15 protein-coding genes are annotated in these 15,466 nt (G+C 71.5%); 12 read left to right on the plus strand and 3 right to left on the minus strand.

The annotated features are described in order from the left end of the window. Positions 1-58: 58 nt before the first annotated feature. The 12 genes from Acor_RS06375 to Acor_RS06430 all read left to right on the plus strand — a co-directional run bounded on the left by Acor_RS06375 (position 59) and on the right by Acor_RS06430 (position 12,393). Entirely contained in the window at positions 59-1,552 is a 1,494-nt protein-coding gene (locus tag Acor_RS06375; protein ID WP_155335607.1) for an aldehyde dehydrogenase family protein, read from the plus strand. 30 nt (positions 1,553-1,582) lie between these two features. Then, positions 1,583-2,668: a zinc-binding dehydrogenase gene (locus Acor_RS06380; RefSeq protein WP_155335608.1), complete on the plus strand. Its 1,086-nt coding sequence runs from the start codon at positions 1,583-1,585 to the stop codon at positions 2,666-2,668. Positions 2,669-2,757: 89 nt separating this feature from the next. Further along, positions 2,758-3,258 (plus strand): VOC family protein, encoded by a 501-nt coding sequence (locus Acor_RS06385; RefSeq protein WP_170316808.1) that lies wholly within the window; start codon positions 2,758-2,760, stop codon positions 3,256-3,258. Positions 3,259-3,304: 46 nt separating this feature from the next. Then, a complete protein-coding gene (locus tag Acor_RS06390; RefSeq protein ID WP_174876112.1) occupies positions 3,305-4,426 on the plus strand; it encodes an alpha/beta hydrolase in 1,122 nt (373 codons plus the stop codon). Further along, positions 4,414-5,646 (plus strand): FAD-dependent oxidoreductase, encoded by a 1,233-nt coding sequence (locus tag Acor_RS06395; protein WP_155335610.1) that lies wholly within the window; start codon positions 4,414-4,416, stop codon positions 5,644-5,646. Before Acor_RS06390 ends, Acor_RS06395 begins: the two co-directional genes overlap by 13 nt. Next, positions 5,643-6,803: an acyl-CoA dehydrogenase family protein gene (locus Acor_RS06400; protein WP_218034164.1), complete on the plus strand. Its 1,161-nt coding sequence runs from the start codon at positions 5,643-5,645 to the stop codon at positions 6,801-6,803. The genes Acor_RS06395 and Acor_RS06400 overlap by 4 nt, the downstream gene beginning before the upstream one ends. Beyond that, on the plus strand, positions 6,796-8,439 hold the full coding sequence (locus Acor_RS06405; RefSeq protein WP_155335612.1) for an AMP-binding protein: 1,644 nt from the start codon (positions 6,796-6,798) through the stop codon (positions 8,437-8,439). The genes Acor_RS06400 and Acor_RS06405 overlap by 8 nt, the downstream gene beginning before the upstream one ends. Continuing rightward, on the plus strand, positions 8,436-8,849 hold the full coding sequence (locus Acor_RS06410; protein WP_155335613.1) for an FAS1-like dehydratase domain-containing protein: 414 nt from the start codon (positions 8,436-8,438) through the stop codon (positions 8,847-8,849). Before Acor_RS06405 ends, Acor_RS06410 begins: the two co-directional genes overlap by 4 nt. Continuing rightward, positions 8,846-9,235 (plus strand): MaoC/PaaZ C-terminal domain-containing protein, encoded by a 390-nt coding sequence (locus Acor_RS06415; RefSeq protein ID WP_155335614.1) that lies wholly within the window; start codon positions 8,846-8,848, stop codon positions 9,233-9,235. The genes Acor_RS06410 and Acor_RS06415 overlap by 4 nt, the downstream gene beginning before the upstream one ends. After that, the gene (locus tag Acor_RS06420) at positions 9,232-10,113 is read left to right on the plus strand and encodes an amidohydrolase family protein (protein ID WP_281353163.1); all 882 of its coding nucleotides are present in this window, start codon (positions 9,232-9,234) and stop codon (positions 10,111-10,113) included. Before Acor_RS06415 ends, Acor_RS06420 begins: the two co-directional genes overlap by 4 nt. A 14-nt stretch (positions 10,114-10,127) precedes the next feature. Further along, a complete protein-coding gene (locus Acor_RS06425) occupies positions 10,128-11,624 on the plus strand; it encodes an FAD-dependent oxidoreductase (RefSeq protein WP_170316809.1) in 1,497 nt (498 codons plus the stop codon). Positions 11,625-11,685: 61 nt separating this feature from the next. Continuing rightward, the gene (locus Acor_RS06430; protein WP_170316810.1) at positions 11,686-12,393 is read left to right on the plus strand and encodes an IclR family transcriptional regulator; all 708 of its coding nucleotides are present in this window, start codon (positions 11,686-11,688) and stop codon (positions 12,391-12,393) included. 46 nt (positions 12,394-12,439) lie between these two features. Here Acor_RS06430 and Acor_RS06435 read toward each other — a convergent pair whose 3' ends face one another. The 3 genes from Acor_RS06435 to Acor_RS06445 form a co-directional block, all read right to left on the minus strand. After that, positions 12,440-12,883 carry a DUF1707 SHOCT-like domain-containing protein gene (locus Acor_RS06435; RefSeq protein ID WP_155335617.1) on the minus strand — a complete coding sequence of 148 codons (444 nt, stop codon included), beginning with the start codon at positions 12,881-12,883 and terminating at the stop codon, positions 12,440-12,442. Continuing rightward, positions 12,867-13,571, minus strand: coding sequence for a phosphotransferase (locus Acor_RS06440; RefSeq protein WP_155335618.1), 705 nt, complete (start codon positions 13,569-13,571; stop codon positions 12,867-12,869). Before Acor_RS06440 ends, Acor_RS06435 begins: the two co-directional genes overlap by 17 nt. 78 nt (positions 13,572-13,649) lie before the next feature. Next, positions 13,650-15,161: a glycosyltransferase family 39 protein gene (locus Acor_RS06445; protein WP_218034152.1), complete on the minus strand. Its 1,512-nt coding sequence runs from the start codon at positions 15,159-15,161 to the stop codon at positions 13,650-13,652. Between the last annotated feature and the right edge of the window lie 305 nt (positions 15,162-15,466).

The following is a 15,466-nucleotide window of genomic DNA, read 5'->3' on the forward strand; positions in this document are numbered from 1 at the left end:
GAACAGGCGGCGGATGCTCTTGGGCCCTGGCACAGAATTCGCCTGAGGAGAGCAGTCGTTGAGCACAAACCTCACCGCGCACCTAGCCACCGCCGCCCTTCCGGCGGCCCACAGTCACCTCTCGGGCACGCTCTGCCAGGGCGGCGGGCGGGAGTTCGTCACCAGCCACCCCGGCGACGGCACCCCGCTGGCCACCGTCCAGGAGGCCACGCCGGAGTTCGTGGACGCGGCCGTACGCGAAGCCGCCGGCGCCCAACCGGCCTGGGCCGCCACCGCACCGCACCAGCGGGCCCGGGTCCTGCGCGCCGCCGCCGATCTGCTGGAGGCCCAGGCCGTACGGCTGGCGCACCTGATCACCCTGGACAACGGCAAGACGCTGGCCGAGGCGTACGGCGAGGTGGCGGTGGCCGCGGCGCACCTGCGCGCGGCGGCGGGCTGGGCCGCCACCCTGGAGGGCAGCACGCTGCCCATGGACGGCGGCACGCTCCGGATGGTCTTCCGCGAGCCGGTCGGCGTGGTCGCCGCGATCATCCCGTTCAACAGCCCGCTCGTGTTCGCCGCCCAGAAGGTCGGGCCCGCGCTGGCGGCCGGCAACGCGGTCCTGCTCAAGTCGCCCGAGCTCAGCCCGCTGGCCGCCCCCGTGTTCGCCGGGCTGCTCACCGACGCGGGCCTGCCCGCCGGACTGCTCCAGGTGCTCCAGGGCACCGGCGAGGTGGGCCGCCGGCTGGCCGGGCACCCGGCGGTGACCATGGTGTCCTTCACCGGCAGCACCGCGGTCGGCCGCCAGGTGATGCGCTCGGCCGCCAACGACATGAAACGGGTGCTGCTCGAACTGGGCGGCAAGTCCGCGAACATCGTGTACGCCGACGCCGACCTGGACGCCGCCCTGCACGCCACGGTCGGCGGCATCTTCCGCAACGCCGGGCAGCGCTGCTTCTCCGGCTCCCGGCTGCTGGTCGAGGAGCCGATCGCGGCGGAGTTCACGGCCAGGGTGGTGGAGCTCGCCCGCTCGATCAGGGTGGGCCCGCCGTTCGACCCGGACAGCCGGCTGGGCACGCTGATCTCGGCCGCCGAGGCCGAACGGGTGCACGTGATGGTCGAGGAGGCCGTCGCCCAGGGAGCCAGGGTGCTGGCCGGGGGCGACCGCCCGCCGGGGCTGCACCCGGACGGCGCCTACTACGCCCCCACCGTGCTGGAGATCGCGGAACGGCCGCCCGACATCGTCTACCAGGAGGTGTTCGGCCCGGTCCTCACCGTGCAGCGGTTCAGCGGCGCGGCGGAGGCGGTGGCGCTGGCCAACGACTCGCCGTTCGGCCTGGTGGGCGGCTGCTGGACCCGTGACCTCGACCGGGCGCTGACCACCGCCCGGCAGGTCAGGTCCGGATATTTCTGGATCAACTCCTACGGCGCGCTCGCGCTGGACGCGCCCATCGGCGGCGTCGGCCTGTCCGGCGTCGGCCGGGAGCTGGGCCGCATCGGCCACGAGGCCTACACCGAGACCAAGACCGTGCTCATCGACACCGCCCCGGCCGACGCGCCGCGCTGGCACTGACCCCCATGAACCCATGAACAAGGAGACGCCATGCCCGCCTACTACCGAGGCGCCGTCGCCAGGGCCGCGCACGGGCCGCTGCGCATCGAGGACATCCCCGTCCGCGAGCCGGCGGGCGACGAGGTGCTGATCGAGGTGACCGCCTGCGGCCTGTGCCACAGCGACGTGCACTTCATGCACGGCACGTCGGGCACCGACTTTCCCTACCTGGTGGGGCACGAGGTGGCCGGGCGGGTGGCCGGGCTGGGGCCGGCGGCGACCGGCCTGAGCGTCGGCGACAGCGTGGTGGTCGCCCCGATGGTCGCGTGCGGGACGTGCAGGCAGTGCGCGGCCGGGCGCCCGCGGGGCTGCCCCGACCGGCTGCCCCGGCGGCCCAGGGTGCGGCTCGGCGACGGCGCGGAGGCGACCGCCGTGCTCGGGGTGGGCGGTCTGGCCGAGCGGGTCATCGTGCCGGCCAGGCAGGCCGTGGCGATCGATCCCCGGGTGCCTTCGCGGGTCGCGGCGCTGCTCGGGTGCGGGGTGCCGAGCGGGTTCGGGGCCGCCGTCAACACCGCCGAGGTCGGCCCGGCCGACGACGTGGTGGTGCTCGGGTGCGGCGGGGTGGGGGTCGCGGCCGTCGCCGGGGCGGCCTACGCGGGCGCGCGGCGGATCATCGCGGTGGACGTCAACCCCGCCAAGCTCGACGCGGCCCGGCGTTTCGGCGCCACCCACGTGGTGGACGCGTCCCGGGAGGAGACCGTGGCCCAGGTGCGGGAGCTGACCGACGGCCAGGGCGCGGACGTGGTGCTCGACGCGGTCGGCGGCCCCGGCTCCTTCAGCACCGCCGACCAGCTGCGCGGCCCCGGCTCCCGGCTGGTGGTGGTGGGCGCGCCCCGGCAGGGCGATACGGTCGAACTGCCGCTGCGCCGCCTGTTCCTGACCGGCGGCTCGATCCGGGTCTCGATCTGGGGCGACTGCGTGGCCGCCAGGGACCTGCCGCTGCTGGCCGGGCTCTTCCTGGCCGGGCGGCTGCCGCTGGAGGAGTACGTGAGCGGCGCCTACCCGCTGGACGAGGCCCAGGCGGGCTACGACCGGCTGATCGCCGGCGACACCCTGCGCGGCGTCGTGGTGCTGTGACCCGGTTGACAGATCGGCACGAATCGCCACACAATCAAAACATATTTCGGACTAGTTGTCCGATAAATGAACAAGATCGAGGAGTGATGATGGCGACAGCCGCTCTGCGCGCACCGCGCTCGCTCAACCACATCGCCTACCCGACCTGGAACTCGCAGGTCACGCACGACTTCTACACCGAGGTGCTGAAGTGCGAGTTCCTGGCCGCGATCCAGCTGGACGTGGTGCCCTCCAGCGGTGCGCGCACGCCGTACCTGCACACGTTCTTCGGGCTGCACGACGGGGGCGCCATCGCCTTCTTCGAGGTGGAGGGCCTGCCCGAGCCGAAGCCCGACGGGGTGCCGTCCTGGATCCGGCACATCGCGCTCAACGTGGACTCGATCGAGGAGCTCCACGCCTGGCGGGAGCACTTCGCCGCCAAGGGCGTGGAGAGCGTCGGCATCGTCGACCACGACGGGGTGTGGGAGTCGCTCTACATCTTCGACCCCAACGGCGTACGGATCGAGCTGACCGTTCAAGCCCGCGCGCTGACCTCGGCCGACGCCCGCGAGGGCGTGGAAACCCTGCGGAAGTGGAACGCGCGCGAGTAGCGCGAGGCCCCCGTCCCGATCGCGAACCGACCTTCAGGAGCCGCCCGTGCTGACCCGCGAACTACTTCCCGTACCGATGACGCCGGGCGGGCGCCTCGACATCAACTCGGGCGTCGCCCGGCTGAGCGGGAAGATCTGGGCCACCCTCTGGAAGGACGACCGGCGCCCGGCCGGCACCGCGGTGCTGATCGTGCACCCGTCCTCCAACTTCATCGGCCACTACGCGCTGGAGGAGCTGGCGTCCCGGGGGGTGGCCGCCGTCGGCCTGGCCACCCGGTACGTCGGCAACGACTCCGCTTTGATCATGGAGAACTGCGTCCTGGACGTTGGCGCGGCCATCCGCCACCTGCGTGAACTCGGCTATGACCGGATCATCCTGGTGGGCAACTCCGGTGGCGGCGGGCTGGCCGCGCTGTACCAGGCGCAGGCCGAGACGCCCACCATCACCCACACGCCCGCCGGGGATCCCGCGGATCTGACCGCCGCCGACCTGATTCCGGCCGACCGGCTCGTCCTGGCCATGGCCCATCCCGGCCGTGCGGTGGTCTACACCGAAGGGCTCGACCCGGCGATCACCGACGAGCATCAGCCGTTCGGTCGGGATCCGGAACTCGACATGTTCGAGCCCGCCAACGGGCCGGCGTACGGGCCCGAGTTCGTGACCCGCTACCGCCGGGCGCAGATCGCCCGCAACCGCCGGATCACCGGCTGGGCCGTCCAGCAGATCGAGGCGCTGCGCGCTCTGGACGGCCCCGACGACCTGCCCTTCGTCGTCCACGGCACCGCCGCCGACCCGCGCTTCCTGGACCTGACCCTGGACCCCTCCGACCGGGTCGCCGGCACCCTGTGGGGCAGCCCGTGGGCGGCCAACTACCAGCCCGCCTCGCTCGGGCACCTGACCAGCCTGCGCTCCTGGCTCAGCCAGTGGAGCTACGACCACAGCCGGGCCAACGCCTACCGGGAGCTGCCCGGCGTCAAGGCCCCCGTCCTGGTCGTGTCCGGCTCCGCCGACTGCGCGGCCTTCCCCAGCCACGCCCGCGGCATGTACGACGCCGTCGGCCACGACCAGCGCGAACTGGTCGAGATCAAGGGCGCCGACCACTACTTCCAGGGCCGCCCCGACCTGGCCGCCGCCATGTGCGACCACATCGTCGAATGGGCCGGGTGATGGGCGTGCTCGACGTCGCCGTGGTGGGGGCCGGTCCGGTCGGGCTCACCGCCGCGCTGGCGCTGGCCGGACGCGGGATCGCGGTCACCGTCTTCGAGGAGGAGGAGCGGCTCAGCACCGAGTGGCGGGCCTCCACCTTCCACCCGCCGACCCTGGAGATCGCCTGCGACCTCGGCATCGCCGACGCGATGCTGGCCGAGGGCCTGATCGCGCGGACCTACCAGATCAGGGACCGGCGGGACGGTCTGATCGCCGAGTTCGACTTCGGCCTGCTGGCCGACGAGACCGACTACCCGTTCCGGCTCCAGCTGGAGCAGTACAAGTACACCCAGATCATCAGTGACGTCCTGGGCGGGCGGCACCCGGAGGTCGGGATGCGGATGGGCGAGGGCATCACCGGGGTGACCCAGCACGCCGACGCCGCGGTGCTCACCACCGCCGCCGGGGAGCGGGTCGAGGCCCGCTGGGTGCTGGCCGCCGACGGCGCGCGCAGCATCGTGCGCAAAGCCCTCGGCACCAGCTTCGAGGGCCTCACCTACGACCACCGCTACCTGGTGCTGAGCATCGACTACCCGGTGGAGACCCTGCTGCCGGGCATCTGCGACGTCAACTACATCGCCGACCCCGGCGAGCACCTGCTCATCCTGCGGGTCCCGGACGTGTGGCGGATCGTCGTCGCGGTCCGGCCCGAGCTCGGCGCGGCGGAGGCCCTGACCGACGCGTACGTGGCCGGGCGGCTGCGCGCCCTGTTCGGCGACCACCCGGAGCTGCCGCTGCGGGAACGGAAGATCTACTCCGTGCACCAGCGGGTCGCGGGCAACTTCCGGCACGACCGGGTCCTGCTGCTCGGCGACGCCGCGCACGTCAACAGCCCGATGGGCGGCATGGGCCTCAACGGCGGCATCCACGACGCGTTCGACCTGTCGGTCCAGCTCGGCAAGGTGCTGCTGGACGGGGCGGGCCCCGAGGTGCTGGACGCCTGGGCGCACCGCCGCCGCAAGGCCGCCATCGAGGCGGTGCAGGAGCTCACCCACCGCACCACCACCGAGATGGCCGAACAGGACGAGACGGAACGGCTCGGCTTCCGGCGGCGGATGTCGCAGATCGCGGCGGACCCGGCGCTGGCGAAGGCGTGGATGCTGGACGCGGCGATGATCTCCAACGTGCGCGCCCACGGCCTGCCGCCACGCCCGGCCGGTCGCGGCCCTGGGGCGAGCTGATGGACTTCCAGCTCACCGACGAGCAGCGCGACATCCGCGACACCGCCCGAGCCTTCGTCACCAGGGAACTGCTGCCCCTGGAGGAGGACTTCCTCCGCTCCGGCGCGGCCCGCCTGCCGAGAGAGCAGGAACGTTCCCTCCAGGCCAAGGCCAGGAAGTTCGGCTTCTGGGGGATGAGCGCCCCCGAGCGGTACGGCGGAATGGCGCTGCCCGCCCTCACCCAGTCCCTCATCCACATCGAGGTGGCCAGAACCTGCGTGCCGTTCCGCTTCGGCGGCGAGGCCGACAACATCCTGTACGGCGCGGACGCCGCCCAGCAGGAGGAGTACCTGCTCCCGACCATCGAGGGCCGCCGGCTCGGCTGCTTCGCCCTCACCGAACCCGGCGCGGGCTCCGACGCCGCGGCGATCCGCACCAGCGCGCGGCGGGACGGCGCCGACTGGGTGATCAACGGCCAGAAGACCTTCATCAGCAACGGCGACGACGCCGACTACGCCATCGTCATCGCGGTCACCGACCGGGACGCCCGCCACGGCTCGACCGCGTTCCTGGTGGACCGCGACGCCGGCTGGACCTCGACCCCGATCCCGACCATGGGCAGCTGGCACCAACCGGCCACCCTCTTCTTCGACCAGGTCAGGGTCCCGGCCGGGAAAGTGCTCGGCGACGTGGGCGCGGGGTTCGACCTGGCCAAACGCTGGATCGGCAAGGGCCGGCACGTGATCTCCGCCCACTGCGTCGGCATCGCGGAACGCTGCCTGCGGATGGCCGTGGACTACGCCAACCTGCGCGAGACCTTCGGCCGCAAAATCGGCGCGAACCAGGCCGTGCAGTGGATGATCGCCGACTCGGAGACCGAACTGGAGGCGGCCCGCTGGCTCGCCCTGCGCGCCGCGTGGGACGTGGACCGGGGCGCCGACGCCCGCCACTCCGTGGCCATGGCCAAACTCTTCTGCTGCCAGATGGTGGGCCGGGTCGTGGACCGGGCCCTGCAGATCCACGGGGGGATGGGCTATTCGAAGGAACTCCCGCTGGAGGGCTGGTATCGCGCGGTCCGCGCGATGCGGATCTTCGAGGGGACCGATGAGATCCAGAGACTCATCCTGTCGCGAGACCTACTACGTGGATTCACCCGGATAGGAGGCCACCTTGCCTGAGCCGACAATGAGCGTGGCCGCCGCACTGCGTGCGGCGGCGCTGGCGGCGGGCGACCGGCCCGCCATGATCAAGGGCGACCGGCAGCGCGGCTACCGCGAACTGGAGGCCCGCGCCGAACGCGTGGCCGCGGCACTCGCCGAACGGGGCGTGCGGGCCGGCTCGACGGTGGCCATCGCCCTCTTCAACTCCTTCGAATACGTGGAGGCCGTGTACGCCGCGTTCAAACTCGGCGCCCAGCCGGTCAACGTCAACTACCGCTACCGCGAGCAGGAACTGCGGTACGTCCTCGAATACACCGGCGCGGCGGCACTCGTCTACGACGTCAGCCTGGCCGAGCGGTTAGGCGGGGTCGTCTCCGAACTGGCCGCGCCGATCGCCCTGGTTGAGGTCGGCGGGGGTGCGTCGTTACCGGAGGCGCTGCCGTACGAGCACGCGGCCGGGTCCGGAGCCACCGGCTTCGCGCCCACCGAGGACTCCCCGCACGGCATCATCCTGCTCACCGGCGGCACCACCGGCACGCCCAAGGGCGTGATCTGGGACCGCGACGGACTGCTCGGCATTTTCACCTCGATCTTCCGGCAGCACGGCCTCGCCACTCCCCGGACGCCGGCGGAGGTCGGCGCGGCGGTCCGCGCGCTTCAGGCCGGCGACCAGGTCCCCGTGGTGCTGCCGATGTCGCCGCTGATGCACGGCACCGGCTTCTTCAACTCGATGCGCACCCTGATGGGCGGGGGCGTGCTCTGCTTCAGCGCCTCCCGGTCCCTGGACGCCGACGAGGTGTGGCAGACCGTGCAACACCACGCGGTGACCGAGATGGTCATCGTCGGTGACGCCTTCGGCCGCCCGTTGACGGCGGCGCTGGAGGCGGCCGAGCGCGACGGGCGACCGTACGAGCTGGGAAGTCTGCGGCGGATCACCAGCTCTGGGGTGCTGTGGAGCGCGGAGGTGAAACGCGAGTTGCTGCGCCGGGGCCGGAAGCTGACCCTGGTCGACAACATCTCCGCCTCGGAGGGCGGCCCGTTCGGGCTGGCCGAGGTGAGTTCGGAGGCCGAGGTGGCCGACGGGCGGTTCTCGCTGGCCTCGGTGGCCCGGGTGCTGGACGAGCACGACCGGGATGTCGAGCCGGGCAGCGGGCAGGTGGGCGTGCTGGCCAGTGCCGGTCCGCAGCCGGTCGGCTACCTGCACGACCCCGACCGGACGGCCAGGATCTGGCGGACGATCGACGGGGTGCGCTACGCCGTGCCCGGTGACCTGGCCTCGCTGGACGCGGACGGCCGGTTGATCCTGCTGGGCCGGGGTGACGGCGTGGTCAACACCGGCGGGGAGAAGGTCTTCCCCGAGGAGGTTGAGCAGGCGCTGATCACGCATCCCGCCGTGGACGACGCGATCGTGGTCGGGATCCCCGACCCGCGCTGGGGTCAGATCGTGACCGCGGTGGTCGCCCCGGCGGGCGCGCTGGGCGAGGTGCCGGACGACGAGCTGATCCAGCACGTACGCGATCGGCTGGCCGCCTACAAGAGCCCGCGCCGGATCATTCGGGTGGCCGTGGTTCCGCGCACGCCCGCGGGCAAGGCCAACCGTTCGCTGGCCAGGCAGCTGGTGACCGACCGGACTTCCACCGAGGAGACAGCGTGACCGGCATACCGTTCCCGATCGAGCGAGGCCACGTGCTGGCCTTCGCCCGCGCCCTGGGCGAGGAGACGGCGGCCGTCCCGCCCACCTTCCCGATCGCGTTCGCCCAGTTCGACCCGGACTGGCCGCTGCGGATGCAGCCGGGAAAGCCCTGGAACGGCTCAGGGGCAGGACCGGGCGTGTCCTCGAACGGCACCGGCGGGCTCCACGCGGAGCAGGAGTTCGAGTACTTCCGGCCGATCCGGGTCGGGGAGACCCTGTCCGCGCGGCGCGGCGACGGCCGCACCTGGCAGAAGCCGGGCAGCCGGGGCGTGCTCCACTTCACCGAGCGCCACTTCGAGTTCTACGACGCCGACGAGAAGCTCGTCGCCCGATCGACCACGGTGTCGGTGCGGGTCGAGGAGGCACGATGACCCAGGTCACCCGGGTGGTGGTCACCGACCTGAAGCGCACCCAGATCGTCATGTACGCCGGGGCCTCCGGCGACTACAACCCCCTGCACACCGACGAGCCGTACGCCACCGAGATCGCGGGGAACCCCACCGTGATGGCCCACGGCATGCTCACCATGGGCCTGGCCGGGCGGGTGCTCACCGACTGGTTCGGGCACGAGAACATCCTCCGCTACCGGGCCAGATTCAAGGCCCCGGTCTGGCCTGGCGACACCCTCACCGTCACCGCCAACGTAACCAGCATGGCCGAGGGACGTGCCGAGATCGCTCTCGTCGCGGTCAACGCCGCCGGAACCGCGGTCCTCACCGGCACCGCGACCGCGCTGGTCACCGGAGAGACGGAATGAGCGGCCCGATCATGGACGTGGCCGCGCTGACGGCGATCGACGTGCACACCCACGTGCAGGCGTCCGTCCTCGACGACCAGGCCGCCGACGGCGACGGCTTCGCCGCCATGGCCGAGTACTTCAAGGCGGGCCAGGTCACCAGGTTCACGATCCCGATGATCGCCGACTACTACCGGCAGCGCCGGATGGCCGCGGTCGTCTTCACCGTGGACACCATGCACGTCAGCGGACGCGAACAGCACCCCGCCAACGAGGAGATCGCCGAGCAGGCGGCACTCCACGCCGACGTGCTGATCCCCTTCGCCAGCATCGACCCCCACCGCGGCGCGGCCGGCGCCAGAACCGCCCGCCGCCTGATCGAGCGGTACGGCGTCCGCGGCTTCAAGTTCCACCCCACGTCGCAGGGCTTCTACCCGAACGACCGCATGGCCTACCCGTTGTACGAGGTGCTCGCCGAGCACGGCCTGACCGCCCTGTTCCACACCGGCCAGACCGGCGCGGGCGCGGGCACCCCGGGCGGCGGCGGACTGCGCCTGAAGTACTCCAACCCGATGCACGTCGACGATGTGGCGGCCGACTTCCCCGATCTCCAGATCATCCTGGCCCACCCGTCCTTCCCCTGGCAGGACGAGGCCCTCGCGGTCGCCCTGCACAAGCCGAAGGTGCACATCGACCTGTCCGGCTGGTCCCCCAAATACTTCCCGCCGCAGCTGGTGCAGTACGCCAACACCCTGCTGAAGGAGAAGGTGCTGTTCGGCTCCGACTTCCCGATGATCACACCCGATCGATGGCTGGCCGACTTCGACAAGCTGGATATCCGCGACGAGGTCCGCCCGAAGATCCTCAAAGAGAACGCGGCCCGCCTGCTCGGCCTCTGACCAAGGAGATCGCGATGTACCACTCCGGGCCGTTCGACCGGACCGTAGACGTCCTCGTGCTCGGCTTCGGCGACGCCGGCGCGGTCGCCGCCATGACCGCGCACGACGAAGGCGCTGAGGTCCTCGTCGTCGAGAAGCAGCCGTCCCACGACCACCGGCCCAACAGCAGGTACGCCGCCGGCTTCTTCCTGGTGCCCACGGACGTCGAGCGCGCGGTCGAATACCTCACCGCGCTCTACGCCGTCAACGGCGAGACCGTCGACCCCGAGCTGATCCGCACCTGGGCCGTCGAAACCGCCGCCAACCCCGCCTGGCTGGAGCGCCACGGCGGCGGCTTCACCGAAACCGGCATCCTCGGCGAACACCACACCATCCCCGGCCACGACGCGATCACCGTCTACAAGACGAAACCGGGCCCACGCCCCCCGGGCTACACCGGCTGCCCGATGCACGGCTTCCTGCGCCACCTCGTCGCCGAACGCGGCATCGAGGTCCAGTACGGCACCGCCGCCCGCTGGCTGCTCACCGACGAGCGCGGCGCGGTGACCGGAGTCCTGCTCGAAGGGGACGAACGCATCGGCGTACGCCGGGGCGTGGTGCTCTCCGTCGGCGGCTTCGAGGCTAGCGAGCGGCTGAAGACGCAGCACCTGCCGGTCACCCCCGTGCACTTCTACGGCACAGAACACAACACCGGCGACGGGATCGCGATGGGGGTGGAGGCGGGCGCCGAACTCTGGCACATGAACGTCTGGCCCGGCCACTTCGTGGCCCGCTTTCCGGACAGCGGGTACGGCGGAGGCACCGCCGTCGACCTGTGGGGTTCGGGCAGATTCGGGCCCGCCGCGGACCGGCGCCCACCCGGTTCGATCTTCGTGGACGCCTCCGCGCGCCGGTTCCTCGGCGAGCCGGGCCCGCAGCACGCCGCCCACCTGGAACTCCTCGCCATGGACGCGACCCGGCTCACCCATCCCCGCGTACCGACCTGGTGGATCTTCGACCAGGCCAGGTTCGACGCGGCCACCCTGGTCCCGACCTACTCCGGCCCCACCGGCCCGGTCGGCGACCTCGCCTGGAGCCCTGACAACACCGAGGAGCTACGCCGCGGCTGGATCCTGTCCGCGGACTCCCCCGCCGAACTGGCCGGGCGATGCGGCCTGAACCCCGCGGCGCTGGAGACGACACTCACCCGCTACAACGCCTGCTGCGCGGCCGGGACGGACGCCGACTTCGGCCGGGACCCGGCCACGCTGACGCCGATCAACGGTCCCCGGTACTTCGCGCTGCCGCTGTGGCCTGGCGGCTCCCACACCCTGGGCGGCCCACGCCGGGACGCGCGAAGCCGCGTGGTCTCGGTCCGGGGCGGATTCGTGGAGAATCTGTACTCCGCCGGTGAGCTAGGATCCTTGCACGGATTGCTCTATCCGGCCGGCGGGGGCAGCATCGCGGAATGCCTCGCGTTCGGCCGGATCGCGGGGCGCGACGCCGCGGCCAACAAGGTCATCGGAGCATGACTCGGATGCAGCGAACTGCTCCGGGCGGATGGACACCGACAGCGGTAGGGGTGACTTCGTTTTGGGCGCAGGTGATCACGCCGTCGAGGGCGCGACTCCGGTCAGCGGTTCACAGACCCTGGATCGGGGCCTGAAACTGCTCGAACTGCTCGCCGCCGAAGACCGGGACATGACCGTGGCCGAACTGGCCGCCGCGCTCGGCATGCACCGGCAGGCCGTCTACCGGCTGCTGACCACTCTGCGCAGCCACCGCCTGGCCGCAGAAGGCAGCTCGGGCCGCTACCGGCTGGGCCTCGGCGTCATCCAGCTGGCCCGCCAGGCCAACCCCCACCTGCGCCGGGCCGTCCTCCCCCACCTGCGCACCCTGGCGGAGGAACTCGGCGTCACCGCCCAGTGCGTGGTGGCCGAAGGCGACGACGCGGTCGTCCTCGCCGTGGTCGAACCCTCCGACGCGGTCTTCCACCTCTCCCAGCGCAGCGGCGCCCGCCACGCCCTGGCGCAGGGCGCCAGCGGCATCGCCATCATGATGTCCCGCGACCCGCAACCGCGAGACTCCGAAGCCGTGCTCGAAGCCAGATCCCGCGGCTACGCCGTCTCCCGCGGCACCCTGACCCCGGGCGCGGTCGGCATCGCCGTCCCGCTGTACGCCTCGGAGGGCCACGCGATGGACGCCAGCCTGGGCATCGTCTCCATGATCGACCTGGACGTGGACCGCACCGCCAGCCGCCTGATCGCCGCCGCCGACCAGATCACGGCCACCGAACTCTGAACTCGAAGACCCCAGCGCACATGTCGTGAGCTGGGGTTTCCTCAATTCACGACCGGTTGGGCCGGGTCATCGTGACGGCGTAGCTGAGGGCCAGGAGGGCCGCGCCCGGCGGGATGAAGACCCACATCGGCCAGAAGTAGAGAAGTTCGCCCTCCGTGATGCTGAGCAGGACCCAGATGGCCAGGTTGAGGGCGACCTTGGCGGCCCACAGGACCCAGACGACCTTGAGCCAGCGCGGCAGCGCCCCCGTCGACACGGTCAGTGTCCTGGTCTGGGTGGCGGTGGCGGCGGGAGTCGCGCTGGGGGCGGTGCTGGGCAGGTCGAAGAAAAGGTTGTCCAGGTCGGCGTAGGTGACCGAGGTGTAGGCGCGGCCCATCCGGTCGTTGTACTCGTCCAGGCTGAGGCGGCCCTCGTCCACGGCGGCCAGGAGCCTGGCGACTGCGGCCTCGCGATCGCCGTCGGATACCCGAACTTCACGTCGATCTTCCATTGGTTGCCTCCTCAAGGGGCGTGCCGCTCACGAGGTGTTCGCGGGCGAGGAGGCGGTCGATGCCGGCCGTCTCCGCATTGTCGGCGTTTCGGTCGGTACGGCGGCGCTCCGCCATCACGTTCAGGTACGGCCGGGCCGCCTCCCGGTCGACCCGATCGAGGAAGGCCGCCAGCATGACGGCGCGGCCATGACGCAGATCGGGATCGGTCAGCGGAGCGGACGCGAGGGCCAGCCAGGTCGAGGCGACATCCGCCGCGGAGGCGCCACGCCCGGCGGTGGCCCAGTCGATGACCTTGGGGCCGTCCCGGGTGAGCAGGACATTGTGGGGGTGCAGGTCCAGGTGGAGCAGCTGGCCGCCGCCGCAGACCGCGGGGAGCCAGCCGGGGGCGCGTAAGACCGACAGCTTGCCGAGCAGGTCGGCGAGGAGCGCGCCGTGTTCGGATCTCCGGCACGGATGGGCGGCGGCGGACTGGAAGAGGCTCGGGCCGTCGATGCGCTCCATCAGGATGTCGGGGCCTTCCGCGTCGTACACCCGGGGCGCGGGAAAGCCGCCACGGGCGGCGTGCCGCATGACGGACGCCTCGCGTTCCAGGCTCCGCCCGTTCTTGGACCGCCGGATGACCTTGCCCGCTCCGGCCTCGTATATGTCGCAGTCGCGTCCCGACCCGATCAGACGACCTACACGCATGCCGCCAGGCTAAGTCGTCGGGAGCCGCGATTGACCGGGCGCCCGGTGGCAGCTTCTGCCCGCTCATAGGTGTCACCATCACGTGCGCCGGAGGATCGGCCAGAGGGTGGACCAGGGGACGGGAGCGGCGCCGCAGAGCTGGACGACCTGCTCGCCGACCTGATTGTCGAGGTCGTAGCCGGTGTCGACCGCGCCGAGGAGGCGGCAGTCGGTGAACCGGGAGGCGAGGCGGCGATTCTCGGCGGCGTGGATCAGCAGGACGGGGCCGTTGGCGGTGTCCGGGGGCGGACCCCAGTCGGCGTAGCTCATGTGTCCTGAATACGCGTGGGGGAGGCCGTGGCCGGGGCCGTACCGCGCGATCGCGGCGGCCTCGCCATAGTTCTGGGCGAAGATGACGGCGCGGGCTCGGTCCGGCTCGGGGATCTGGTTCCAGGCTCCCGCGACCGACCCGGCGAACTCCGGCCACCCGATCTGCTCCCCCACTTCGCCGTTCAACGCGTTCGGGAACCCCGCGAGGGAGGGGGGCAGGACCGGAAGGGCGATGACGACGTTGACGACCGCCGCGACCGCGACGGCCGAGACGAGAACGGGCGGGCGCGCCCAGCCGGCGATGGGCGCCACCCCGGCGGCCATCGCCACCAGCAGCAAGGGCAGCACGTAGTACGACTTGCCGCCCGTGAACTGAACGATCGCGACGAGCAGGAAGGTGGCCACCGGGAACAGCCGGGCCCAGCGGATCGACGGGTCCCGCCACAGCCGGATCAGGCCCGCCACCCAGATCGGGACGAAGATCGGCGAAAGCTGCACGATCAGCAGCGGGAGGAACATCGAGCGGTTCTCGTCGCCGTCGTGCTCGCTGATCCCGGCCGCGACCGCGAACTGCGGCCAGCCGTGCGCGGCGCTCCAGATCAGATTGGGGGCGGCGATGACCAGCGCGACCAGCGCGCCGATCGGCAGCCAGCGGGTGCGCAGCACGTGCCTCGGCCCGGCCAGCAGGAGCGCCGCGAACAGGCTCACCACCAGCAGCGCCATCAGCTGCTTGTTCTCCATGCCGACGCCGATCGCGACGCCGATCGCCAGGAACCAGCGGCCGTCGCCGGTGCGGAGCAGGCGCAGCGTCAGCAGGCTGATCAGCAGCCAGGCGAACATGTCGAAGGTCGCGGTGGCGAGCAGATGGCCCAGGCCCAGGACGATCGCGGACGTGGCCGCGCAGCAGGCGGCGACGGACTGCGTACGGCGGTCGCCGCCGAGTTCGCGGGCGATCAGGGCGACGGTCACGACCGTGGCCACGCAGAGCAGTGTGGCGACGACGCGGAGCGCGAACGGGGTGTCGCCGAGCAGGGCGGTGCTCGCGCGGGCGAGCAGCGGGGTCAGCGGCGGCTGGTCGACGTATCCCCAGTCGGGGTGGTCGCCGGCGACCATGAAGTAGAGCTCGTCCCGATGGAATCCGTACCGGCTGGACAAGGCGGTCAACAGGAGTGCGAGCAGCGCCGCGACCGCGGCGATCGGGCCTGCCGCGAACGATGGCAGCCCCCCACGGCGACTTTCGCCTTCCTCCGGCAACTTCGTGTCAGAGCGTTCGATAGTCACCCAGCGAGCATGACAGCTGTTCGTCAATAGGAACAGACCACTCCTGTCAAGGGCCGACATGGCGTCTTCACAGGTCAGACTGCCCGGCCGCGGTTGAACGCGCGACCCCTGTTTTTCCGGGGCGGCGCCTAGGGGGGTGACCCCTATCCGTTGGCCTGTTGTCCCCGGCCACTTCTTGCCAATAGCGGCCGGGCCGCCCGCCGCTACTGTAGCGGTAACTCGATTTCATCGGCCAATCGTATTCAACCCGAATTAACAATTCGCGAGACACGCGAAAAGCACTGTCTTTTCGATGTGAATACTCA

This window comes from Acrocarpospora corrugata, assembly GCF_009687845.1.
Lineage (GTDB): Bacteria > Actinomycetota > Actinomycetes > Streptosporangiales > Streptosporangiaceae > Acrocarpospora > Acrocarpospora corrugata.